This is a genomic window from Limibacterium fermenti (genome assembly GCF_041902845.1).
Lineage (GTDB): Bacteria > Bacteroidota > Bacteroidia > Bacteroidales > Dysgonomonadaceae > Limibacterium > Limibacterium fermenti.
The window spans coordinates 2,811,867-2,837,968 of the sequence record NZ_CP159486.1 but is presented as its reverse complement, the minus strand read 5'-3'; the positions used below and the strand labels follow the sequence as shown (position 1 = coordinate 2,837,968).

Sequence of the window (26,102 nt, the reverse complement as noted above, 5' to 3'; positions counted from 1 at the left end):
AGGAGCGGAATTTTATTTTTATACTTTTGCGACAAAAATTAAGACATCGGGCTTTTGAAGATGTCGAATCGTCTGCGGTCGTTGCCGAAACTCCTAAGGGCGGTCATCACCAGACGTCGAGCAAAGACAAACAGGTTTTGGATGAAGAAAGGTCTTCTGCCCGTACTCGCTTTCGCCAAATCGGTTACATATAGTCGGTTTTGAAACCTGTTGAAGAAGCTTTGAACGAGTCTATTAATGCCTACGTACATGCGCGTAACATAAAAAAGTGGGGTTGTTGATAACTTTATTGAAAAAAAAGTGTGGAACTGTGGGGGAAAGTGGATTAATTTTGTAATTTTACCGCGTTTAATTGACAATAAGTATATAAGGAGTCTCCGAATGTTGCAGTTCTTAGGAAATATAGAAGCAAAAACCGACGCCAAAGGCCGCATTTTTATTCCGGCTATCTTTCGCAAGCGTTTGCAAAGCGAGGGGGAGGAGTTTTTGGTTCTTCGGAAAGATATTTTTCAGGATTGCCTGGTTCTTTATCCCGGAAGCGTATGGGAAAAAGAAATAGAACAGTTGCGGACGCGGCTGAATAAATGGAATAAAGAACAGCAGCAACTCTTCCGGCAGTTTTTGTTGGATGCGGAAAGGCTTGAAATGGATGCAAGCGGGCGTATCCTCCTTCCCAAACGTTATTTGCAAATAGCCGGTATCCAGTCCGATGTCCGTTTTTTGGGCGTGGACGAAACCATTGAGATATGGGCTAAAGAAAAGTTGGAAACGCCGTTGGTGGATCCGGCTGAGTTTTCGCAGAAAATGCAGGGTTTGATGGAGTGAAAGGTGTGTTATAAAAGAACAGTTATATGGAAATGACAGCGTATCATACTCCGGCATTACTTTTTGAAAGCGTGGACGGGTTGGATATCCGTCCCGGCGGCGTGTATGTAGACGTCACTTTCGGCGGGGGCGGACATTCGCGGGAAATTCTCAGCCGCTTGAATAGCGAGGGCAAACTCATCGCTTTCGATCAGGACGAGGATGCTTTGGCCAACCGTATAGACGATGCGCGCTTTATTTTCGAGAGGGCGAACTTCCGCTTTTTAAAGAATTTCCTTCGCTATCATCATATCGACTCGGTTGATGGCATTCTGGCCGATTTGGGCGTATCGTCGCATCATTTCGACGATGAGGAACGGGGTTTTTCCTTCCGCTTTCCCGCCGAGTTGGATATGCGGATGAACCGTACGGCGCAAAAGACCGCTGCCGATATCCTGAATGATTATTCCGAGGAGAAGCTGTCGGATGTGTTTTACTATTTCGGCGAGTTGAACAATGCACGACGCATCGCAGCAGCCATTGTGACGGCGCGAAAGCAACAAAAAATCAACCACACGACGGACTTCTTAACGGTTCTTGAGCCGTTTGTCGCCCGCGACAAAGAGAAAAAGATTCTGGCCCGGTTATTCCAGGCGCTTCGCATAGAGGTGAATGACGAAATGTCGGCGTTGCAGGAACTGCTCGTTCAGTCCTTATCGGCTCTGAAACCGGGCGGGCGCTTATGCATCATATCCTACCACTCGTTGGAGGACCGGCTGGTGAAGAACTTTATGAAGTCGGGGAACTTTAAGGGGGAAGTCGTAAAGGATTTCTACGGAAATGCCGCAACACCCTTCACCCTCATCAACCGGAAGGTTATTACGCCTTCCGAAGAAGAACAAACTGTAAACCCGCGTTCGCGGAGTGCTAAACTGCGCATCGCGGAGAAGAAATAAAGAAGATGAAAATTAATTTCGGCCACATACGGAAATCGTTTGTGCATGTTTTCGGAGGAAGCGTTCTTACGGAAAACGTCTTGATGCGAAACATGCGCTTCATCGTTATTTTGGTGGTGATCATATTTGTTTTTATCAGCCATCGTTATACGGTATTGCAGCGGATGGCGGATATAGAACGTCTTCAAAAGGAATTGAAAGACGCCAAGTACGAGTCGCTCACCATCTCGTCGAGCCTGACCGAAATCAGCCGCCAAACGCAAATCGAAAAAGCGGTGAAAGATGCGGGGCTCGATTTGTCGATATCCACCGATCCGATCTACCGCATCGAAAAAAGTGATTCGAAAGAAAAAAAATGATGATTGGAGACTATTACGAATTACGAATTACAAATTACGAATTACAAATTGCAAATTACAAATTACGAATTACAAATTGCAAATTACGAATTACAGGTGATGCCGAAGATCTACCGGCCGGTAGACGGAATGGGCGGCGGCTGTAATTCGATACAATAGGTCAAATAAAAATGAAAGAGCAGGAACCCGTAAATGACAAGAAACGAATTTTAGGCAGATATGGCCTTATCGTGACCTTTTTGCTGATTTTTGCCGTGATGATCATCTTTTCTGCCGGAAAAGTCGTCTTCTCTGCCGAAGGCAAAAAATGGCGTGAGGTGGGAGAGAAGGAGACCGTGATAAAAGACCGGGTGATCCTTCCCAAGCGGGGCAATATCTTTACGCACGACGGACAACTGCTCGCCGCCAGCGAACCGTTGTACGGAATTTACATCGACTTCCGGGCCGAAGGAATGTCGAAAGACACTTTGATGAAATATGTAGGCGACCTCTCGAAGGCGTTATCGAAAAAATTCCCCGACCGCTCGGCCGGCCAATATAAAAATGTCATTCTCAACGGGTGGAAACTGCGTGAAAAGGAAGACCGTCAAATTCACAACAACCAATCCAAAGGCATCGACAAGCGGGTATCTCTCCGCTCCCGTTATGTGCGGATTATACGGCGGGATATATCGTATGTCGATTTGAAGGAGATACGCACCTATCCGTTCCTCAATCAACGCTCGAACAGGAGCGGTTTGATAGCCGAAGAAAAGAACGCGCGCAAGAAACCTTTCGGAAACCTGGCTACCCGTACGGTGGGCAGTGTGTATAAAGACTTGGCCAAGGGAGGGGCCAGCGGCTTGGAAATGAAATACGACTCGCTGCTCAGAGGCGTCGACGGTGTGAAAAACCGGCAAAAGATTCAGGGTAAATGGATGGATGTGGTGGAAATACCGGCTCAGGACGGGTATGATGTGGTGACGACACTCGATGACGATATTCAAGATGTTGCCGAACGCGAATTGCGTAATAAACTCATCGAAACCAATGCCGAGTCGGGTACGGCCATCATCATGGAAGTGAAAACCGGAGAGATACGCGGCATTGTCAATTTAGACCGGATGAAAAACGGCGGCTATGCCGAGGGAAATCCCAACGCGTTCTCTTATATGGGCGAACCCGGGTCGACCTTTAAAACCGTGACGGTCATGGCGGCGCTCGACGACGGATTGATAACGCCTACCGACTCGTTTCACGTGGGCAGCGGCTTGTATCAATATAAAGGCAAGTGGGTGCGCGACCATTACTGGCGGCAAGGACGCGACCGGGGTTACCTGACGGTGAAAGAAGGTATCGAAGTCTCGTCGAACATTGTTATGGCCAAGCTCGCGGTTCAAGCTTATGGCGCCCAACCGCGCAAATATGTCGATGCCATCGACCGGATGGGCTTGAGGAAGCAACTTACGTGGGATGTGCCGCTCAGTGGAATCGAAGGGACTTCGGCGATACGTTACCCCGACGATAAACGCAATCCGTGGTCGAAAACCACCCTGCCGTGGATGTCGTTCGGATATGAAACGCAGATACCTCCTATTTACATGTTGATGTTTTATAATGGAATTGCCAACAACGGCAAAATGATTAAACCGTTTTTAGTAAAAGAATTTACCAAAAACGGCAAACGGGTGAAAGAGTTCGAAGCGGAGGTTATCACTCCGCAAATGTGTAAGGAAAGCACCTTGGCCGAGGTGAAAGATATGTTGCTGGGCGTGGTAGAGGAAGGAACCGGAAAGATGGGCAAATCCGATTTGTTTCCGATTGCCGGCAAGACCGGAACAGCGCTCATCGCTTCGGGGGGAGGATATGGCGGAGGCAGTTACATTTCGTTTTGCGGATATTTTCCCGCCGACGACCCGCAATATACCTGTTTCATCGGCATCCGCAAACCGCAAACCATGGCCTACGGTTGGCAAACGGCGATTGTGTTGAAAAATATTGCCGAACAAATTTATATCCGAAACGCCCGCTTATCGCCCGAAGAATGCCGTGTCGATTCGACTCTGCAAAAAATGCCGGTGGTGAAAAACGGGTTCTGGGAAAACAATCATGTGCTGATGCGTAAACTCAACCTTGCGGTGGAAGAACTGCCCCAACAGGCCGAATGGGTGAACTGGTCTTATGCCGATGACACCTATCGTCCCAATCCGTTGCCGCGCAAGGAAGGATTGGTTCCCGACGTAACCGGGATGGGTGCACGCGATGCCGTATATTTACTCGAAAAGTCGGGCTTGAGGGTCAATTTAACCGGTGCGGGCAAGGTGGTCGCGCAGTCGTTCCTACCCGGCCAGAAGATAATAAGAGGAACCACCATTAGTATTACATTACAATAGAGAAGCGATATGAAAGCAAAAAAACTTATTCAAAAATGCAAGGTCATAGACATTCATGGGGATGTCGATATCGATATAAAAGGAATCACTTCCGATTCCCGCCAGGTGAAACCCGGGTTTTTATTTATTGCCGTCGAAGGCATTTGTACCGACGGGCATGCCTACATCGGTAAGGCTATCGAGCAGGAAGCCACACTAATTGTGTACGACAAGCCGATGATCGAAGAATATTTTTCCAAAGCCACGTATGTGCGCGTCGAGAACAGCGCCGTCGCGTTAGCGCAAATTGCCGCCGCTTGGTACGGCAATCCTTCCAAGCATTTAACGCTCGTAGGGGTAACGGGCACAAACGGAAAAACGACCGTCGCCACCTTATTATATAATATGGTTCGTGCGATGGGCCATTCGGCAGGACTGCTTTCAACTGTGGCCAATTATGTAAACGACGAACGTTATCCGACCACCCACACGACGCTCGATCCGATCTTATTGAATGAGTTTCTCCGTAAAATGGTCGATGCCGGATGCGAATACGCCTTTATGGAAGTGAGTTCCCATGCCATCCATCAAAAACGCGTCTACGGATTGCATTTTGAGGGCGGAATATTTACGAACCTCACCCAGGATCATTTGGATTATCACAAGAATATGCTGGAGTACCGGAATGTGAAAAAATCGTTTTTCGATGACTTGCCGGCTTCGTCGTTCGCGCTTAGCAATTACGATGATAAGAACGGAAGCGTGATGTTGCAAAATACAAAAGCCGAACAATATTTCTATTCGCTAAAAACGGTAGTCGATTTTAAGGGACGCATCGTTGAAAAGCATTTCGACGGCACGTATATCGAGTTTAGTAATAAACCCCTGGTGGTGCAATTTGTAGGAGTATTCAATGTGTATAACCTGCTGGCGGTGTATGCCGGAGCGTTATTGCTGGGATTCGATCGCGACGAAGTGTTGCGTGTCCTGACGTTGTTAAAGCCCGTGGCGGGACGCTTTCAAACCATTCGTTCGCCGCGTAATATCACCGCTATTGTCGATTACGCGCATACGCCCGACGCTTTGACCAATGTCTTGAATGCCATTCACGAGGTGTTGAACAAAAGAGGGCAGGTGATTACCGTTGTCGGCTGCGGGGGCAACCGCGATAAAACCAAGCGTCCCATTATGGCGCGCGAAGCGGTGAGGTTAAGCGACCGCGTGGTGTTTACTTCCGATAATCCGAGGTTCGAAGATCCGCAAGAGATTCTGAATGATATGCTCAACGGGCTCACCGAAGAGGAAAAGTCGGCCGTGATTTCCATTTTAGACCGTCGTGAAGCGATAAAGACGGCTTATGCTTTGGCCAAACCCGGCGATGTGATTTTGATTGCCGGAAAAGGGCATGAGGATTATCAGGAAATAAAGGGGGTAAAACATCATTTCGATGATAAGGAAGTTGTTGATGAATTGATGAATAAATTAGCAAATTAGCAAATTAGCAAATTAGCGAATTAGTAGATTAGCAAATTAGTAAATTAGCAGATTAATAGCATGTTATATTATCTATTCGAATATTTAGATCAATTTGATTTTCCCGGCGCGGGAATGTTTCAGTTCGTGACATTCCGTTCGGCGATGGCCGCCCTTGTGGCGCTTATCATCGCTATATTTTTCGGAAAAAATATAATCCACAAGTTGCAAAAGAAACAAATCGGTGAAACCATCCGTGCGCTCGACATCGAGGGGCAATACAGTAAGGCCGGTACGCCCACGATGGGGGGTGTTATCATTATCATTTCCATCCTTGTTCCCATCCTCTTGTTCGGAAAGCTCGAAAATATCTATATTATTCTTATGATCGTCAGTACGATATGGCTGGGTGTTCTCGGCTTTATCGACGATTATATAAAGGTGTTTAAGAAAGACAAAGATGGGCTGAAAGGGAAGTTCAAGATTATTGCCCAGATAGGCTTGGGGTTGATTGTGGGAGTGACCATGTTTTTGAGTCCCGATATCGTGTCGCGCGAAAATACGGAAGTAAGGGTGAATAATGTCATTGAAGAAGTCAATTATCAGGAGAATGAAATTAAAAGCACCAAAACGACGATTCCTTTTGTCAAGAATAATAATTTCGATTACCGGTCGTTGGTTTCCTGGATGGGCGATTTTGCCGATGAAGCGGTATGGGTCGTGTTTGTGCTGGTCGTCATTTTTATTGTAACGGCGGTGTCGAACAGCGCCAACCTGACCGATGGTTTAGACGGCCTCACATCGGGCACGTCGGGAATCATCGGCGTCGCATTGGGAATATTGGCGTATGTGTCGGGGCGTGTCGACTTCGCCTCGTATCTCAATATTATGTATATCCCCGGAAGTGACGAACTGATGGTGTTTGCTTCGGCGTTTGTGGGGGCAACCATCGGCTTTTTGTGGTATAATTCTTATCCCGCACAAGTATTCATGGGCGATACCGGAAGCCTCGCTATCGGGGGGATTATCGGCGTATTCTCGATATTGATCCATAAAGAATTATTATTGCCCATCTTATGTGGCGTTTTCTTTGTGGAGGCATTGTCGGTCATTATACAAAGGGTGTACTTCAAAGTCACCAAAAAACGGTATGGTTTCGGAAAGCGGGTGTTTAAAATGGCGCCTTTGCATCATCATTTTCAAAAGCAAGGCAATGCCGGTATCGATGCCCTGATTCAAAACCCGATTATCCCGATCACAGAGCCGAAGATTGTGGTTCGCTTTTGGTTGATAACGATCATTCTGGCGGTATTCGCGGTATTGACATTGAAAATGAGATGAGACTGGAGGTTGGAGACTGGAGGTTAGAGGTTAGAGACCGGAGGCTGGAGACCGGAGGCTGGAGACCGGAGACTGAAGACTGAAGATTAGGAAAATATGGAACGTAAATTATTAATCGTGGTGCTCGGAGGGGGAGAAAGCGGCGTCGGATCGGCTATTCTCGCGCAGGCAAAAGGATATGAAGTCTTTTTATCGGACAGCGGCTCTTTAAAGGAGGAATATCGCAAGACGTTGACAGACTATGGCATTCCCTTTGAAGAAAACGGGCATACCGAACAGACGATTTTAGCGGCGCATGAGATCATTAAAAGTCCCGGCATTCCCAATACGACTGCTATCATGCAGAAGATTATTGCAAAGGGAATACCGGTCATTTCCGAAATCGAATTCGGCGGACGGTTTACGAATGCAAAAATGATTTGCATTACCGGCAGTAACGGTAAAACCACCACGACCAGCTTGGTGTACCATATTTTGAAGTCTGCGGGCTTTAATGTGGGACTGGGAGGAAACATCGGAAAGAGTTTCGCCCGTCAGGTGGCGGAAGATCATTTCGATTACTATGTTCTGGAGTTAAGCAGCTTCCAATTGGAGGGGGTATTCGATTTTAAAGCCGATATTGCGGTGTTGCTCAATATTACGCCGGATCATCTCGACCGGTATGATCATGATATGCAACTGTATGTCGATGCTAAAATGAGAATCATTCGAAATCAAAAGGTGAATGATGCTTTGATCTATTGGGTCGATGATCCCGTGGTGACCAAAGAAATAAGGAAACTGAAACCGCTGTCGTCACTCCTCCCTTTTTCGGCGGAGAAGCGCGACGACACTGTTGCTTATGCCGACAATAACGAAGTGGTGATACATGTAAATAATAATACATTCAATATGGACTTGGAATTATTGGCTTTGGAGGGTACGCACAACTTGTATAATTCGTTGGCTTCGGGAATCGTCGCCAAACTGCTCGATATTCAGGACGAGACGTTGCGTCAATCACTTGCCGACTTTAAGGGAGTGCCCCATCGCCTGGAAAAGGTAGCTGTCGTTCGTGGCGTACAATACATCAACGACTCGAAAGCGACGAATGTCAACTCGTGCTGGTACGCTTTGCAGAGTGTCCGTACCAAAATCGTGCTGATCCTCGGAGGAAAGGATAAAGGAAACGATTATTCTGAAATTGAAGATTTAGTATTGAGGAAGGTGCGCACATTGATATTCCTCGGAAAAGACAATAGCAAGTTGCATGCATTTTTCGACGGAAAAGTCCCGGATATAAAAGACGCTTCTTCGATGCAGGAAGCTGTTTCATTAGCGTATGGTTCTGCCGAAAAGGGCGATACCGTGTTGTTATCGCCTTGTTGTGCCAGTTTCGATCTCTTTGAAAGTTACGAAGACCGGGGTGATCAGTTTAAAGAGTGGGTGAGAAAGCTGTGAACGAGGTGTGAATTATGAACTATGAACTATGAACTATGAACTATGAACTATGAACTATGAGGTATGAGGTATGAAGTATGAAGTATGAACTATGAACTATGAAGTATGAAGTATGAGGGACGGGATGCTTGTTGAAAGCTTCGGGAAACTCTTTAGTAACTTCGGGAAACTCTTTGCGGGCTTCAGGGTAGTCATTGGGAGCTTCGGGAAATTCATTAGCAGCTTCGGGAAACTCATTGGGAGCTTCGGAAAACTCATTAGCAGCCTCGGGAAACTCATTGGGAGCTTCGGGGTACTCGTTGGGAGCTTCGGGAAACTTATTGGGAACTTCAGGGTACTCGTTGGGAGCTTCGGGGTACGAAGAAAGAAGACGATTAATCGAAAATATAAATGGCAAGTATGAACGAGTAGAAAGTAAACTTATAATGATATGGATGATAATAATAACGTGAATGTAGATCCCGCTTTGCAAGATTCGGGCGATTCACCCTCCCCATTTGGGGGCATTGGAGGGAGCCTTTCCCGAATATTCAAAGGGGATAAAGTGATATGGTCGGTATTCATTATCCTTTGCGTGATTTCTCTGGTCGAGATATTCAGTGCTACAAGTACGATTGTCTATCGTCAGCAAAATCAATGGGGGCCGATACTTCGTCATGCCATGTTCCTGATTGGCGGGGTGGGGGTAATCATCTTGATTCATAATATCCCCTACAAGTATTTCTCGTCTCTGATATTTATTTTATTGGCTTCGATCATTTTATTGATTCTTACGCCTTTTATTGGTACTACCGTCAACGGCGCCGAGCGCTGGATTTCTATTTTCGGCATCACCATACAACCGTCCGAGATCGCGAAGATTTCGTTGATGGGAACCATCGCTTTCTTATTGAGCAAACAAAATGAGACCAACGAAGGTACCTTGTTTAAATGGATGATTGGGTTGATGATCGGCGTATGCGTCATTATTGCCCTCGACAATTTGTCCACGGCCGTATTGCTTTTCGGCGTATGTTTTCTACTGATGTTTATCGGCAACGTAAAATTGTGGCGGTTGCTGAAAGTGGCGGGAATCGGCATCGCAATCCTCCTCTTGTTTGTATTGCTGTTGAAAGTAATCCCCGCCGATTGGACGCAATCCGGAGCCCTTAGTCGTGTAGGGACTTGGCAAAACCGTATTGAGAATTTCGGGAAGCATTCCGAGCAAACCGAGGAGTCGTATTTCACCATTACCGATGAAAACTACCAGGTGGCGCATGCGAAGATTGCGATTTCCAATGGCGGTGTTTTCGGGAAATTCCCCGGCAACAGCACCGAGCGGGATTTCCTTCCGCAGGCATATTCCGATTTTATTTTTGCCATTATTATTGAGGAGCTCGGCATCGTGGGCGGTATTTTTGTGTTGTTGTTGTATATCGTCATTCTTATCCGTGCCGGGATGATTGCGCGGAAAACGACCAAACTTTTCCCTAAATATCTGGTGTTGGGTTCGGCGCTCATGCTCTCGATTCAGGCGTTTATCAATATGGCGGTAGCGGTACATTTGATTCCCGTTACGGGTCAACCTTTACCGTTGATTAGCCGGGGCGGAACGTCCACATTAATTACGTGCGCCTATTTCGGCCTTATATTAAGTGCCGACCGTTTCGGAATGGGGCGGAAAAAAGAGGAGGACGATCCTCTACGGGATAAAAAAGACGATAACGACGATCATCCTTCTTCCAATGGAGGCGCCCCCGATAAGGCTATTGATCATTTAGAGGACAAGGTGGAATTTGAAATCATTAAGGTATAGGAGATAAGCAATATGGATAGGCCTGTAAAAGTGATTATCAGCGGAGGCGGTACCGGAGGACATATTTTTCCGGCGATCTCGATAGCGAATGCGATTAAAAATCGTTGGAACGACGCGGATATCTTATTTGTCGGCGCCGAAGGGCGCATGGAAATGGATCGCGTCCCTGTCGCCGGATATAAAATTATCGGATTGCCCGTTGCGGGATTGGACCGTAAAAACGTGTGGAAGAATATTCCGGTCGCTATTAAACTATTGCGAAGTATGCGGTTGGTACGTAAAATTATCGATGAGTTTAAGCCCGATATCGCCATCGGCGTGGGGGGCTATGCAAGCGCTCCGACGCTTAGGGCGGCTGCTTCGAAAGGTATTCTTACGCTCATCCAGGAACAGAACTCCTATGCCGGCGTCACCAACAAAATGTTAGCGAAGAAAGCCGATAAAATCTGTGTCGCTTACGAAGGGATGGAGCGGTTTTTCCCGAAAGAGAAAATCGTCATTACGGGGAATCCTTGCCGCCAGGATTTAGTGTTGTCGAAGGAGAATAAACAAAAAGGATATGAGTTTTTTCAACTCGATCCGCAAAAGAAAACGATTTTGATGGTCGGAGGTAGTTTAGGCGCCCGGACACTCAATGAAAGCATTATTTCCGCTTTCCCGAAATTGGCTTCGAACGAGGAGGTGCAGGTCGTTTGGCAATGTGGAAAGTATTACTATAACGAATTGAGGGAGATGCAGGTGAAAGGGGAAATTCCCGGAAATGTACGTCTGTATGATTTTATTTCACGCATGGATTATGCTTATTCGGTAGCCGACCTGGTGATTTCACGGGCCGGAGCCGGTTCTATTTCGGAATTTTCATTATTGGAAAAGGCGGTTATTTTAGTTCCTTCGCCGAATGTGGCGGAAGATCATCAAACCAAAAATGCACAGGCATTGGTGGGCAAAGAGGCCGCCATAATGGTGCATGACGCGGATGCGCCTTCTGCGCTTTTCGATCACGCTTTGGCTTTGATATACGATGAGAAGCAACTCGTTTCGTTGAGAAAAAATATCCGTTCTTTTGCCCAACCCGATTCTGCCGAGCGCATTGTCGATGAAATGGAGAAAATGTTGAAAGGATTAGCTAATTAGCTAATTAATGATGATTTGAATGCAAAACAATAGATTAAATAAAACAGAGGCGGTTTCCGATCGATATGATCATTATTATTTTATCGGTATCGGAGGCATCGGCATGAGTAATCTTGCCCGTTATTTCCTTTCGAAAAATAAGCGGGTGGGAGGTTACGATCGTACACAGACCCCCCTTACGGAAGCCTTGGTAAAAGAAGGAGCCTTTATTCATTACGAAGATAATATACACTCGGTACCGGAGGCTTTTTTACATAAAGACAACACGTTGATTGTCTATACGCCGGCGGTTCACGATACGCACGGCGAGTTACGCTATTTTCGTGAAAAAGGGTTTACGGTGATGAAGCGGGCGCAGGTCTTGGGCGAGATCACCCGTGCAAGCGATGCGGTGTGTGTGGCCGGGACGCACGGCAAAACCACCGTGTCGAGTATGATTGCCCATCTATTGCGTCAGTCGCACGTCGATTGTAATGCGTTTCTGGGCGGAATCCTTAAAAATTACGACAACAATCTGTTGTTATCCGACGACAGCCCCATAACGGTGGTCGAGGCGGATGAATATGACCGGTCTTTTCATTGGTTGCATCCGTGGGTGGCTATCGTTACATCGGCGGAACCCGATCATTTGGATATTTACGGAACGCCTGAAGCGTATCGGGAAAGTTTCGAAAAATTCACCTCGCTCATTCGTCCCGGCGGCTATCTGATCATGAAAAAAGATATCGCTGTTTCTTCCCATGCCGATCCGTCCGTCAAACTGTTTTCTTATTCGGAACGCGAAGGGGACTTTCATGCTGATAATATCCGTATAGGCGAAGGTGCAATTCTATTCGATTTTATCGCGCCCGACCGGCAAATCAACGATCTGTCATTGGGAGTTCCCGTCAAGATCAATATCGAAAACGCGGTGGCGGCCATAGCCGCGGCCTTGCTTTGCGGAGTTCGTCCCGAAGAAATACGTCCCGCTATTGAAACGTTTAGGGGAGCCAAACGGCGCTTTGATTTTCATCTCAAAACGAAGGATATCGTTTTTATCGACGATTATGCGCATCATCCGGGAGAACTGGCAGCCTCCATTCAATCTATCAAGGCGTTGTATCCCGACAAGCGGATTACCGGTGTTTTTCAGCCGCATCTTTACTCGCGTACGCGCGATTTTGCCGATGCGTTTGCCAAAAGCTTATCATTGTTGGATGATGTCGTTTTGCTCGATATTTATCCGGCACGTGAAGAGCCGATAGAAGGAGTGACTTCCCAATTGATTTTCGATCGCATCACTTCTCCGCAAAAGATACTCTGTAAGAAAGAAGAGTTGCTCGGCTTGCTTAAAGAGAAACCGTTGCAGGTGTTGGTGACATTGGGTGCGGGCGATATCGACCGGCTTTTGCCCGGGATCGAAGAACTCTTGCAAACCCGTTTCGCGATAAACTCAACCCCTCCGGTCGTTTCTTCCCCATCTCCTTTAAGCAGAGGGGATCGTAAGGGCCGCAACTTATCATCAGGCAAAGAATGATAATCTCCCCTTTGGCGAAGGCGAGTACCGCGAAGCGGAGGGGGCGAAAAAGACCGGATCTATTCGGAATAATCCTATTTCGTCCGGTGAGCGTAAAACCGCAGAACGAAATTCAATATAAAATTAGAACGAACATATAGCAACATAATGTATCTTTGCAGGGATAAAGACGAATGAAAAAATTTCTTATCATATTAGTAACGTTGGTGATTGTCGGTTACCTGGTGTTTTCGTTGACGTTTGTCGAGAAGACATCCAAGAACACTGTTTGCGAAGGTTTCGAAGTGGTGGTGAAAGACAGTCTCGATACGCGGTTTGTTCAGAGCCGCGATATTGTTGCAATGATGAAGAAATTCGAGTTGTATCCGGTGGGCAAAACGTTTGGAGAGATTAATACGCTGGCCATCCGCGACACGATTTTAACCAATAAGTTGGTTGAATCGGCTGAAGTGTATACCACCCCTAAAGGGGTCATCGTTGCGAATATTTATCAGCGTAAACCTCTTCTACGTGTCATTTCCAATGTGAAAGGAAGTTATTATATCGACAATAATCGCGAGATAATGCCGGTTTCGTCGAATTTTGCCGTTTATGTGCCGATTGCCACGGGCGCTATTGACGAAGAATTCTCAAAAAACGAACTTTATGATTTCGCTTCCTTTCTTTTAAAAAACCCCGATTGGGATGCTTGGATCGAACAAATTGTCGTACATAAAAACAAAGAGGTCGAATTAATCCCGAGAGTGGGTGATTTTCGGATTTTACTCGGCGAATTGAAAGATTATCCTGCCAAATTAGCTAAATTTAGCCTTTTTGTGGAAAAAGGATTGAACGTCGTAGGATGGAACCGCTATTCAGAAATCAATTTGAAATATGAAAATCAAGTGGTTTGTACAAAAAAACAGATAATAGGGGATTAGGAACAAAAAGAGAGGATTTTTTCATGAAAATGATGTTAATAAATAAAACAAAAACTGCTGTTAGAACGTTTGATAAACAATTAAATAACCAAATTATTGAAAGGTAGTCATCAATCGATACCTCAATATGCTTATATTCTACCAAGTGGAATTGAAATTAATAACGATAATATGATACAATCAGGATTTATAGCAGCTATTGATTTGGGGACTTCCAAGATTACGGGAGTCGTCGGACGAAAGAATGACAGTGGAGTCATTTCCATATTAGCTTGTGAAACGATTCCTTCTAATAATTGTATCCGGCGAGGATTGGTTTATAATATAGAAGAAACCGGCGCGCGCGTGCGCAAACTGGTAAATATGCTGGAGAATAAACTCAATCGTAAAATAGGGAAGGTATATGTGTCTCTCGCCGGACAATCGCTGCATACGGTCGCTTTCAGAGAAATAAAGCAACTTTCTTCATCGGGTATCGTCACGGAGCAAGTGATCGATCAACTCCGTCAGGCTGCTGAAAAATATACTCCTGAAATGAAAAAAAAATATGCTATTGCGGACGTTGAATATTTTATCGATGATAAACCGGAACAAAATCCGGTCGGCGTCACTTGTTCGCAAATAGAAGCGCATTTTCAGATGGTCGTCGGCCGTCCGAATTTGTTGTCGAATATCGAAAAGAGCGTGTCGAACAAAGCTCAGGTGAAGATTGTGGATTATATCGTCGGGCCGATGGCGTCGGCTGCCATTGTTCTCAGCGATGAAGAAAAAGAGTTGGGATGTGCGTTTATCGATTTTGGTGGAGGAACAACCACCTTGTCGGTGTATAAAGGAAGCATTTTGCGATGGATGGCAGTCATTCCTTTTGGTGGAAGAAGCATTACAAAAGATATTTGTGATCTGAATTTTATCGAGAGTGAAGCCGAGCAATTGAAGATTAAGTTCGGAAAAGCCTTTGAACAAAAGGAGAGTTCGTTGTTTTCTTCTCCTTTTTCTTCCAATAAATCCGATGTCGATCTGACCGAATTGAACAAGGTCATCCGAATGCGATTGGATGAAATCACGGCCAATATCAAGGAGCAAATCCGGCTTTCGGGTTTTCAAGAACAATTAGGGGCGGGGGTAATCATTTCCGGAGGGGCTTCCCAATTGAAAAACCTCGACCAGTATCTTTCCGAGAAATTAAAGATGCCCGTGCGTAAGGCATCCGCTAAAAAGACCTTTATCAATAATTTTCCTGAACTTACCAACGATCCGGCGTTGACGCAGCCATTAGGCATGTTGCTCTTCGCAAAAGAAAATTGTGAAGAAATCGTCGTGGAACAATCTAATGACGATGATGCCGATGGGGATCATTTTCAAAATCAGGGGAAAAGCCATCATAATGGCAAAAAAGAAACGAAAAAGAAACCGAAACCGTCTAAGGGATTCATTACCAAAATGGGGGATGTATTCAGCAGTATGTTTTCGGATGAAGATGATGAATAAACGAAAAATTCCGTAATAATATGGATGATGAAATATTAGATTTTCAGTTGAAAAGTCGCACCGAAGCCATTATTAAAGTGATTGGTGTAGGCGGTGGCGGGGGAAATGCTGTAAACCACATGTTTCAGGAAGGCATACACGATGTGTCCTTCGCTTTGTGTAATACCGATAATCAGGCGCTGATGAAGTCGCCTGTGCCGTTGAAGGTGCAACTGGGCGAGCATACGACCGGAGGGTTGGGCGCCGGTAATAAACCCGAAGTGGCCAGTCAGGCTGCCGAAGAAAGTATCGACTTAATTCAGAATTTGCTTAACGACGGTACGCGGATGGTGTTTATAACCGCCGGGATGGGCGGTGGTACCGGTACCGGTGCGGCGCCGGTGGTTGCACGTGTAGCGAAAGAGATGGGTATTCTGACGGTGGGAATTGTCACGATTCCTTTTGTTTTCGAAGGACAGCGTAAAATCGTGCAGGCGTTGAAAGGTGTCGAGGCTATTGCCCAGAATGTCGATGCGCTTTTGGTCATTAATAACGAGCGCTTACGCGATATTTATCACGACCTTACCATGCTGAATGCTTTTGCTAAAGCCGACGACACGCTGGCTACCGCTGCCAAAAGCATTGCTGAGATTATTACGGTACACGGTCATGTCAATCTTGACTTCGCCGATGTGAATACGACATTGAAAAACGGCGGTGTAGCCATCATGAGCCGTGGTGTCGGAAAAGGCAAAGACCGGGTGAACGAGGCCATCAAAGATGCCTTGCATTCGCCGTTGCTGAATAACAACGATGTCTTTAGTGCGAAGAAAATTCTGATTAATCTGTCGTTTGGAGAACAAAATCCGTTGATGATGGAGGAGATGAATGCCTTGCATGACTTTATGGCGAAGTTTAGCAGTGAGATCGAAGTTATTTGGGGAGCTGCAGTCGAAGAAGCTCTGGAAGAAGACGTGAAGGTCACTTTATTGGCTACCGGATTCTCCATTAAGAGTGTTCCGGGTATTCAAGAACAACGAATGGCGGAATCTAAAGCCGAAGAGTTGGAGCGTAAAATCCGTGAAGATGAAGACCGGAAACGTCAACAGCAAAATCAGGAGCTGATAGAGAAATATTATGGTAAAGAAGGAGTGAAAACCTTGTTGACAACGAATTATCGACTCGAGCCTTTCATCTTGACAATGGAGGAGCTCGACGATGATAAAGTGTTGGAGGCCTTGGAGAAAACGCCGGTCTTTAAACGCGATCGTGATTTTAATCCTCGTACGTATCAGGCCGATGCTTCATCCGCATCGTCTTCTTTGTTCGATTGAGGAGTGCTTCACGACAGTGGCTTTGACAAAAATCGTATCTTCTATATAACAAACCATCTCATCCGCATTCTTTGATTTGATTTTGAAGTTTTTCGAGGGTTCTTTGGGTCTTAATCAATTTTCTTCTAAGTATCTCGGTTTCGCTGGTTTGGGTAAAAGAGTCATCAAACTCGACCTTGTATTTAACCATTGTATAGAGTATTCTTCCCAATTTGTTCGCAGTAGCGATAATAGCCGGCAAGTAACCGCTTTTTGCCTGTATACGCCGGAAGTAATATCCTAAGGGCGTTTTACTTGTTTTCAGGGAGTTTGCCGAAGAACGCAGGATTTGTCCAACAGGATTCTTCCGCTTTGGAATTTTGCTGGACTGGAGTTTTCCTCCCGATATTTTGTTGTTGGGTGTGAGATTACACCAACAACAAAACTGTTTGTATGAGTCAAACTTATCGGTAAAATCGTGTCCCAGCTCACCGGCCAACCGCAACAGGGCCGCTTCACTGACACCCGGTATGCGCATCGCGTTGACACCCCATAATCGGATCGCGTGCTTTTCGATATCTATCGTGACGGCATTCTTTTGAGCTTTTGCTTTTTTCGCCCTTTGCTCCGGCTTGGAAGTTTCTTCGGGTTTAACGTCTTTGAGATACTCCTGCAGGATGCCCTCTATCTGCTTGTCACAATCCTTCATCAGGTTTTGGTAATATACATACAGTTCATAGCTTTGTTTGAGCATGAACAGCAGGTCTTCGTCCCAATTGGCCTGCAGGGATTTGGCGATGGTTTCTTTGGGAGATTTGCATCGGGGATCGGCCAAAGCCGATAGTTTTCGGGCATCGCGTTCCCCGGCCAGAATGGCGCGAATAATCTCCTGTCCCGATTTTCCCAAAATATCGCTGATGACATTGCCCAATTTGATGTTCATCAATTCCATGGCCTTTTGCATGTGGAGCACTTCCCGCGAAGAAGCTTTCAACAACCCGTCACGGTGGCGCGATACATTGCGGATGCGCCGGGCATGGTTCTGGGGTTGGAAACTGGCTCTCAGAAGCCCGTAACTATGCAAGACCATGATGGTTTCGGCATCTACCCGGTCGGTCTTCTTCTCACTGATATTTTTGATGGCCTTGGCGTTGACCAGCAACACATCGAATCCATCCGATTCCAGTATCATGTAGAGTTGGACCCAATACACCCCCGTGGATTCCATGGCGACGGTTTCAATGCCACAGGCTTTAAGCCAATCCGATATAAGGTGTAAATCTTGCGTAAACGTGCCGAAGCGGCGGTTGTTTTCTCCATCCCGCTCTTCAGGGACACATACTTGCATTTCGGTGGAAGAAACATCGATACCCGCCGAATTGGGATTCACGATTTCCAATTTCAATCCCTTGTTTGTCTTGATTTTTTTCGCTTTCTTTGCCATAGTTTTAACTTGTGAATAAATAAAAGCCTCATCAAGCCCGGATGCTTTAAACAATGATAATCTTCTATAAGGTCTCATTGGAACCAAGTATTTCATTACAAGCAAACCGGAACCGTACTTTGCATTGGAGTCGTATCCAAGATAACTTGTGGTTTACTTGCTTGATGGGGCTTCGCAAGTTATTAATTATTTCTCATTTTCAGAGAAAATCCTAACTTTGCAAAGAATGAATGTTGGAGAAAACAATAATGAAAACAATTATTTTACAATATGACCCGCGAAACGAGTTGGCTAACAGTATAAGGGTGTCGTTATTGACACTTCCGACCTATGGAAGTAGAATATAAAAAAAGCACATCCATTATTTCTATGCGAGGGCATTATTTGGATAAATGATTAGATTGATTGTGAATAGAAAATAAATTTTTAGAACAATGGGATTGTTTGAAACGGTAAATGATGAAATTAAAAAAGCGATGCTGGCTCGGGATAAAGTCCGGCTGGAGGCATTGCGGGGTATAAAAAAAGAGTTTTTGGAAGCCAAAACGGCAAAAGGTGCGCATGATGAACTTTCGCCCGAAACGGCTGCGGCCATCTTACAGAAAATGGTGAAACAACGCAAGGATAGTGCGGAGATTTATGCTTCACAGAATCGCGATGATTTGGCGGAACCCGAAATAGCGCAAATGAAAGTCATACAGGAGTTCCTTCCGAAGCAACTTTCCGGCGAGGAACTGGAAACGGCGCTAAAGGAAATTATCTCCGAAACCGGGGCTTCTTCTCCCAAAGATATGGGAAAGGTTATGGGGCTTGCCTCCAAACGTCTTGCCGGCAAAGCTGAGGGAAGAGCGATTTCGGAAACGGTAAAGAAGTTACTAGCTGAATAGCATAAAGAATTTAAGAGTTTCTTTGAAAGAAGGTGCTCCACATTGTGGAATTCCTTCTTTTTTCTTTATATCGGTTGTTTAACGGTAATATATCGGGATGTATACTTTCTTCAACTGTTTGGGCAGTTGGTTATTCTTTGCGGCTCGCTTATCGAGTTTTTCTAACGCTTTCTCGAGATTATTTTTTGCTTCGAATTCATCCGAAAGCAATAAGATAGATAATGTTTCTTCATCAGGCTTATCGATTTTGAAAGCCACCGTTTGATTTTCAATGATATCTTTTTTCACTACTGAAACAAGATAATCTTGTTGCGGATTATAAGGGAACTCGATTTCATCGTAACCCAAAGCCGAAATTTTTATATGAACGATTTTCGGGTCCTTTTCCACATAGACGATACCGTTCTCATCGCTCACTTTTCCGGCTATTGTTTTATGGCTTTTGTTTAAAAGTTCCACAAGGATTCCCGGCAGTACATAATGATTATTGGAAACGACTTTTATTACCGTGCTATCTTTTAATGTCGCATCCGATGGCTCAAAAGAACTCTTTTCTCCCGAATACGTATTCGTATGAACTAATAAATAACGACCGGTTTGTTCGAATTCGCCTTCTCCTGTTTTTATATTGGATAATCCGCTGAAATCGCTAAGGCTGAAAATGACTTTATTCCCGGCGAAAGAGATCGAGTCATTTCCCTCTTTAAAAGCTCCTGCGAGCTCTTGAGCTGAAAGTTGCAGCATGCTTAACAAGAATAGGCTTGTAATAAGTATTTTTTTCATTTGTTTAGGTTGTGTGTATTGAATGTGGAATACAGAGACAAAAATAAAGTTTTTTTTTGTCTTAATGAAAAAATAAGTTTGGCTTTACTCGCAATTTTTTATAATTGGCGCCAATTGTCTTTTTAATTCGTTATATAACCAATAATCATGTAGGTGCACACTTGTTGTAATCATTCCACTTCGCTCTCATTCTCTAAAAAACTAAAAACAAGGCAACCTTAAATAGCCGCCTTGTTCTGTAAATGACATTATTTTTGTCCCGATCATTCTTCTTTTTGTGTCGCTTCGTACTCTTTGAGGAGTTTTTCCTGTACGTCAGAGGGAACCAACTCATAGTTATTGAACTTCATGGAGAAAGAGGCGCGTCCACCCGTAATGGAACTTAAAGACGTTGAATAAGAGCCCATTTCTTTCAAGGGTACTTTCGCCTTGATCTTTTCGAATCCTTTTTCGCTTTCCATTCCCATAATAAGCGCCCGCCGGCCTTGGAGGTCGCTCATTACATCGCCCATGTAGTCACTGGGGACGGATACGGTAACATCGTATACCGGTTCGAGAATTTTCGGGCCTGCATTTTTGAAGGCGGTGCTGAACGCATTTCTTCCTGCAAGCAGAAAGGAAATTTCGTTTGAATCAACGGGGTGCATTTTCCCGTCATAGACAATCACCCGGACGTCGCGGGCGTATGAACCGGTGAGGGGCCCTTGTTCCATGCGAGCCATGATGCCTTTGAGGATGGCGGGCAGGAAACGGGCGTCGATAGCGCCTCCGACAATACTGTTCACAAAAACCAATTTTCCGCCCCAGTCCAACTTGATTTCCTGGGTGTCGCGGTTTTGTATTTTAAATTCCTGTCCGTTAAAACGGTATACATCCTGCAAAGCCATTCCTTCGGTATAAGGTTCGACAATGAGATGGACTTCGCCGAACTGTCCGGCGCCTCCCGATTGTTTCTTATGACGGTAATCGGCCCGGGCGGCTTTGGTAATCGTTTCCCGATAAGGAATCTTGGGTTCGGAAAATACGATATCAATCTTGTCGTTGTTTTCCAGGCGCCATTTCAGGGTCCTCAGGTGGAACTCGCCCTGTCCCGAAACGATGGTTTGCTTGAGTTCTTTCGATATTTCCACAATCCACGTAGGATCCTCGCCCTTCATTCGCGTGAGGGCTTCGTTGAGCTTTTCGGCATAGGCTTCGTTTACCGGTTTGATGGCCCTGCGATAACGCGGTTCGGGATAACGGATAAAATCGAATCGCTGCTCCACGCCTTTTTCGTTTAGCGTATTGTGTGTGCGTACATCTTTCAGCTTCACGGCCGCGCCGATGCTGCCGGCCTGTAATTCCTCCGCCTTGTTGCGGATTTGTCCGGCTACGGTATATATTTGCGCCAGTCTTTCTTTCGAGTGCCTGTCGGCATTCGTCAGGTCATCGCCTTCTTTTACCGTGCCCGACATCACTTTAAAGTACGAGACTTCGCCAATATGAGATTCCACCGTGGTTTTGAAAAAGAACAAGCTCGTGGGGCCCGAAGCATCGGGTTTCACTTCTTCGCCGTCCGTGTTTACGGGAGCCGGTACTTGATCGGGGGAAGGAGCGACCAGACAGAGGAAATTCATCAGCCGGTGTACCGCCCTGTTTTTTTCACCGGACGTGCAGAACAGCGGGAAGAGGCTACGGTCGATCATTCCTTTCTGAATGCCTTCTCTCATTTCTTCTTCGGTAAGGGTTCCCTGATCGAAGTATTTTTCCATCAATCCTTCGTCGTTTTCAGCGGCTGCTTCCAGTAATATCCGGTAATATTCTTCCGCGCGTTCTTTTTCACTCTCGGGAATGTCCAATATTTCGGGAGTGGTAGCATCCGGAGTCCATTTATAGAGTTTTTGTTTGAGTACATCAACGATGCCATCGAAAGATAATCCTACTCCGATGGGATATTGTACCGGTACAACTTTGTTACCATATTGTTCATGCAGGGAAGAAAGAGTATTGTCATAATCCGCTCTTTCATTATCCAATTGATTGATAACAATAACGACGGGCTTGTGTAGCTTGTCGGTGTATTGGAATTGATTGATGGTGCCTACCTCAACTCCATTGGCCGCATTGATAACCATTACTGCGGCATCGGTAACATTTAAAGAAGATATGACTCCTCCTATAAAGTCATCGGATCCCGGACAGTCGATGAAATTCATCATTTTATCTTTCCACTCATATGAAAATACAGTAGAAAAGACCGAGTATCCGTACTCTTTTTCCACAGGAAAATAGTCACTCACGGTATTCTTCGCGTCTACCGTTCCGCGTCGTTTTATCAGACCACTCTCGAAAAGCATCGCTTCCGCAAGAGTGGTCTTTCCTGATCCGGCATTGCCTATGATGGCAATGTTCTTGATTTCATTCGTTTTATACACTTTCATGATTAGAATAACTATTTATAATTGATATTTCTCTATAATTAAAACGACTTTGGCATATCGTTTATATAGGCAAAGTCGCAATCGTTTGCAATGTCTTAAAAGAACGGCGCAATTTACAAAAAATAGATGATAGGATAAAATTTTGAGATGATGTTCTATAACATAAAAAACGGGAGTCGTGTATTTGCCTTTCTTTATTCCACTTAAAACAATTTCCGTTTTTATTTGTTGTTTTATTATCTTCAATTAATAAGAAAAGATGCCAATAACAGATACTATTACGGCTATTCATTGTATACTTGAACGGGTTTTCGCGGAAGTGAAGTTCCCTCCATGCTGGACATTTAAACAATTATGGCTTTCCGGAGTAGACCCCGGAGTTAACTGCCAACCTTCCGTTTTTTAATTATTTCAACATTCAAAAACCACTTACATTCAAAATAAAAGATCGATAAATAATGAAGCATTTTTATAATCAATCTGTCGAGGATACGCTGAAAAGTTTCAGTGTTTCCTCCGACACAGGCTTGTCCTCCGCCGAAGCGAAGCAAAAACTGGAGGAAGTAGGTCCTAATCAATTGGAATCGACAAAACAAAAATCTTTGGCAACCATGTTCTTTGAACAGTTTAAGAGCAGTATGGTGGTCATTTTACTTATAGCCGCTATCATCTCGGGAGTCATCGGGGTGCTGGAGGGTGAAGGATTAACAGAAACCTTTATCATTCTTGCTATTCTGCTTATTAATGCCGTTATCGGTGTAGTAGAAGAAAGAAAGGCTCAATCATCATTGGAAGCATTAAATAAAATGAGTGCGCCGCATTCGAAGGTGCTTCGCGACGGCGAAGTCACCGAAGTGGTTTCTACCGAAATTGTTCCCGGAGATATGGTCGTATTGGATACGGGGGATATTATCCCCGCTGACATGCGGTTGGTGAATGCGCACAACTTGAAGATTCAGGAGTCCGCCCTTACCGGAGAATCGGTTCCTGTAGAGAAAAGTACCGCGCCTCTCGAAAGTTCCGATATTGCTATCGGCGATCGCGAAAATATGGCCTTCTCGACCAGTATAGTCACTTACGGCCGGGGCAAAGGTGTCGTGGTCGGTACCGGAATGGAAACGGAGGTGGGAAAGATTGCCCATATGCTCCAAAATACCGAACAAACGGAAACTCCGATGACCAAACGGTTGGAGCAACTCGGAAAAATACTGGGATATGTAGCGTTGGCTATCTGTGCGGTGATATTCATCGTCGGGATTCTATACGGAAATGATTGGCTCGAGATGTTTATGATGGCTGTTAGTTTGGCCGTTGCTGCTATTCCGGAAGGATTGCAAATCGTTTCGACCATCGTGCTGGCCATTGGCGTACAGAGATTGGTGAAATTGAATGCGATTGTGCGGACATTGCCTTCTGTCGAAACGTTAGGAAGTACGACGGTTATCTGTTCGGACAAAACCGGAACGCTCACACAGAATAAAATGACGGTAGTAGAAGGATGGACCGGCGGTAACCGGGTGGACTTCAAGAATCCTCCTCTTCCCGAAGAGCTGGATGAGGATGAGAAGTTATTGCTTCATGCTTCGGTATTGTGCACCGATGCGCATCTGAAGATGTTACCCGATGGAAAACATCAAAATGCCGGCGATCCTACCGAAACGGCTATCGTAGATGTGGCTCTTGCGCTCGGTATGAATAAAAATGAATTGGAAAAGGCCTATCCGCGTGCGAACGAGGTGCCTTTCGATTCGGAGAGAAAACGTATGGCGACCATCAACCGGATGGAAGACGGGACTTATCGCATTAATGTAAAGGGTGGTTTGGATGAAGTGCTGGCTGTTACTACCCATATCCAAATGCATGGCAAGGTGCGTGAAATAACAGAGGAAGATATTGCCACTATTCGCGAGGAAAATGAACGTATGGCTAAATCGGCTTTAAGAGTCCTTTCAACAGCTTACCGCAATATAAAGGAGATGCCGGAAACGGTTAATTCGGAAACCGTGGAACGTGATTTGGTTTTTGTCGGACTCCTCGGAATGATCGACCCGGCGCGTCCTGAAGTATTGGAGGCGGTGAAAACCTGTAAAACCGCCGGTATTCGTCCGGTAATGATTACCGGTGACCATAAGGTAACGGCCGTAGCCATTGCCGACGAAATAGGAATTTATCAACATGGAGATAAAGCTATTGTCGGCACGACTCTTCAGGAAATGTCCGATGAGGAACTTTATCGCGATGTGGAAGAATATTCGGTCTATGCCCGTGTAGCGCCGGAACATAAGGTGCGTATCGTGCAAGCCTGGCAGTCTCATGGCGACATCGTTGCCATGACGGGCGACGGAGTGAACGATGCTCCCGCCTTGAAGCAGGCCGATATCGGCGTATCTATGGGCATTGTGGGAACGGAGGTCGCGAAGGATGCTTCGGACGTAATTCTTACCGACGATAACTTTGCAACCATTGTGGGGGCTGTAGAAGAAGGACGGCGTATTTATGATAATATTCTTAAAGTAATTCAGTTCCTGCTTTCGGCGAATGTGGGGGAAGTTTTACTTATTCTTATCGCTTCACTTTTTAATTTGGGTAATCCGCTCACGCCGATCATGATTTTATGGGTGAATCTCGTTACGGATAGTCTTCCGGCATTGGCCCTCAGTATGGATCCGGCCGAAAAAGATATCATGACGCGCCGTCCGCGTGATCCTCAAAAAGGATTTTTCACCAAAGGGATGACGTGGCGAATCTTTTATCAGGGAATGACGATCGGTTTGATTTCGTTATTTGCTTATTTACTCGGATATCACGATGGTGGAAATATGTTGGGGCAAACGATGGCTTTTGCCGTATTGGCTCTTTCGCAATTATTCCATGTGCGGAACTTGCATTCCAACCGGCAATCGTCTTTTAAAACCAGTATTTTCAGCAACAAACCGCTCATCGCGGCTATATTGGCTTCGGCAGCCATCATGTTGGTTGTGCTGTTGGTTCCCGCATTGAGGGATGTCTTTAAGCTGGCGGCGATGGATACGACCCATTGGTTGTATGTAATAGGATTATCGCTTGTTCCGATTGTCGTCGTTGAAGTTGTGAAACTTTTCAAGATTAATCATACGCAAGACGAGTATTGATTCGGATAAATAGAGGGCGACCAAAAAATTAACGGCATGGCTTATGTGCCTTCATCTAGTTCTAAGCAGGGTGACTATTATTACCTGTTTACTTTTATGGATGCGTGTTGCGAAGGATTTAGAAGTATCCACACAACAACTGTAGTGGCCGTTCGGAAAAACTTCTTCCATATCCGAAGTTCCGGAGTTTTGACGTGGGGTTATCCCCGCATTATTCATTCTTTGTAAAATCGAGGGTGCCGCTTTCAGTGGCGCCCTCGATTTTACAGTTTTTATCATTAAAAACACCGTCAAACTAATCAAAGAGATTATTCCCATTCATTTTAAACCGTAAAAATGTCTGTTTTAGTATCTAAATATGGGCGAAATGTCCCTTTTAACTGTTGTTGACTAGATAAAATTAGGTTTTAAGATAAAGATACGTTTCCTTTGCAATATTGAAATATTAGCAATTTTTAGTCAATTGTTTGTAAATATTATTGACTTTTCTGCTATCCGTTTTGATCTTTGACATCCTATTTCAGTTCCTTTTTAAGGAATCATTTTAGAATTAAGGGCCAGTGGCATA

At 45.2% G+C, this 26,102-nt stretch carries 19 protein-coding genes; 16 read left to right on the top strand and 3 right to left on the bottom strand.

Translation table 11 applies throughout. The features are described 5' to 3' along the window. Positions 1-381: 381 nt before the first annotated feature. The 14 genes from ABNK31_RS12320 (at position 382) to ftsZ (ending at position 16,890) form a co-directional block, all read left to right on the top strand. Entirely contained in the window at positions 382-825 is a 444-nt protein-coding gene (locus ABNK31_RS12320) for a division/cell wall cluster transcriptional repressor MraZ (protein ID WP_418892804.1), read from the top strand. Positions 826-851: 26 nt separating this feature from the next. Further along, on the top strand, positions 852-1,760 hold the full coding sequence (gene rsmH, locus ABNK31_RS12315; RefSeq protein ID WP_418892803.1) for a 16S rRNA (cytosine(1402)-N(4))-methyltransferase RsmH: 909 nt from the start codon (positions 852-854) through the stop codon (positions 1,758-1,760). Between the two features lie 5 nt (positions 1,761-1,765). Beyond that, entirely contained in the window at positions 1,766-2,119 is a 354-nt protein-coding gene (locus ABNK31_RS12310) for an FtsL-like putative cell division protein (RefSeq protein ID WP_418892802.1), read from the top strand. A 170-nt stretch (positions 2,120-2,289) separates the two neighbouring features. After that, a complete protein-coding gene (locus tag ABNK31_RS12305) occupies positions 2,290-4,491 on the top strand; it encodes a penicillin-binding protein (RefSeq protein ID WP_418892801.1) in 2,202 nt (733 codons plus the stop codon). A 9-nt stretch (positions 4,492-4,500) separates the two neighbouring features. Continuing rightward, positions 4,501-5,964, top strand: a complete 1,464-nt coding sequence (locus ABNK31_RS12300) for a UDP-N-acetylmuramoyl-L-alanyl-D-glutamate--2,6-diaminopimelate ligase (protein WP_418892800.1) — start codon at positions 4,501-4,503, stop codon at positions 5,962-5,964. A 60-nt stretch (positions 5,965-6,024) separates the two neighbouring features. Next, positions 6,025-7,284: a phospho-N-acetylmuramoyl-pentapeptide-transferase gene (mraY, locus tag ABNK31_RS12295; protein WP_418892799.1), complete on the top strand. Its 1,260-nt coding sequence runs from the start codon at positions 6,025-6,027 to the stop codon at positions 7,282-7,284. Positions 7,285-7,380: 96 nt separating this feature from the next. After that, entirely contained in the window at positions 7,381-8,724 is a 1,344-nt protein-coding gene (gene murD / locus ABNK31_RS12290; RefSeq protein ID WP_418892798.1) for a UDP-N-acetylmuramoyl-L-alanine--D-glutamate ligase, read from the top strand. 194 nt (positions 8,725-8,918) lie between these two features. Next, positions 8,919-9,176, top strand: a complete 258-nt coding sequence (locus ABNK31_RS12285; RefSeq protein WP_418892797.1) for a hypothetical protein — start codon at positions 8,919-8,921, stop codon at positions 9,174-9,176. After that, a complete protein-coding gene (locus ABNK31_RS12280; protein WP_418892796.1) occupies positions 9,155-10,519 on the top strand; it encodes an FtsW/RodA/SpoVE family cell cycle protein in 1,365 nt (454 codons plus the stop codon). The genes ABNK31_RS12285 and ABNK31_RS12280 overlap by 22 nt, the downstream gene beginning before the upstream one ends. Before the next feature lie 12 nt (positions 10,520-10,531). Then, complete coding sequence (gene murG, locus ABNK31_RS12275) at positions 10,532-11,653, top strand: undecaprenyldiphospho-muramoylpentapeptide beta-N-acetylglucosaminyltransferase (protein ID WP_418892795.1); 1,122 nt, start codon at positions 10,532-10,534, stop codon at positions 11,651-11,653. 19 nt (positions 11,654-11,672) lie between these two features. After that, complete coding sequence (gene murC, locus ABNK31_RS12270) at positions 11,673-13,169, top strand: UDP-N-acetylmuramate--L-alanine ligase (RefSeq protein WP_418892794.1); 1,497 nt, start codon at positions 11,673-11,675, stop codon at positions 13,167-13,169. A 173-nt stretch (positions 13,170-13,342) separates the two neighbouring features. Further along, positions 13,343-14,089 carry a cell division protein FtsQ/DivIB gene (locus tag ABNK31_RS12265; protein WP_418892793.1) on the top strand — a complete coding sequence of 249 codons (747 nt, stop codon included), beginning with the start codon at positions 13,343-13,345 and terminating at the stop codon, positions 14,087-14,089. 171 nt (positions 14,090-14,260) lie between these two features. Continuing rightward, entirely contained in the window at positions 14,261-15,577 is a 1,317-nt protein-coding gene (ftsA, locus tag ABNK31_RS12260) for a cell division protein FtsA (RefSeq protein WP_418892792.1), read from the top strand. A gap of 20 nt (positions 15,578-15,597) precedes the next feature. Further along, on the top strand, positions 15,598-16,890 hold the full coding sequence (gene ftsZ, locus ABNK31_RS12255; protein WP_418892791.1) for a cell division protein FtsZ: 1,293 nt from the start codon (positions 15,598-15,600) through the stop codon (positions 16,888-16,890). A 58-nt stretch (positions 16,891-16,948) separates the two neighbouring features. On the opposite strand, the gene ABNK31_RS12250 is transcribed toward ftsZ, so the two are convergent. Beyond that, entirely contained in the window at positions 16,949-18,313 is a 1,365-nt protein-coding gene (locus tag ABNK31_RS12250; RefSeq protein ID WP_418892241.1) for an IS110 family transposase, read from the bottom strand. A 434-nt stretch (positions 18,314-18,747) separates the two neighbouring features. Here ABNK31_RS12250 and ABNK31_RS12245 point away from each other — a divergent pair, with 434 nt between their 5' ends. Next, entirely contained in the window at positions 18,748-19,200 is a 453-nt protein-coding gene (locus ABNK31_RS12245) for a GatB/YqeY domain-containing protein (protein WP_418892790.1), read from the top strand. Between the two features lie 78 nt (positions 19,201-19,278). Here ABNK31_RS12245 and ABNK31_RS12240 read toward each other — a convergent pair whose 3' ends face one another. Further along, entirely contained in the window at positions 19,279-19,983 is a 705-nt protein-coding gene (locus ABNK31_RS12240; protein ID WP_418892789.1) for a hypothetical protein, read from the bottom strand. Between the two features lie 263 nt (positions 19,984-20,246). Continuing rightward, on the bottom strand, positions 20,247-22,403 hold the full coding sequence (locus ABNK31_RS12235) for an elongation factor G (protein ID WP_418892788.1): 2,157 nt from the start codon (positions 22,401-22,403) through the stop codon (positions 20,247-20,249). Positions 22,404-22,861: 458 nt separating this feature from the next. Here ABNK31_RS12235 and ABNK31_RS12230 point away from each other — a divergent pair, with 458 nt between their 5' ends. Continuing rightward, positions 22,862-25,534, top strand: coding sequence for a calcium-translocating P-type ATPase, PMCA-type (locus tag ABNK31_RS12230; protein ID WP_418892787.1), 2,673 nt, complete (start codon positions 22,862-22,864; stop codon positions 25,532-25,534). Positions 25,535-26,102 lie beyond the last annotated feature (568 nt).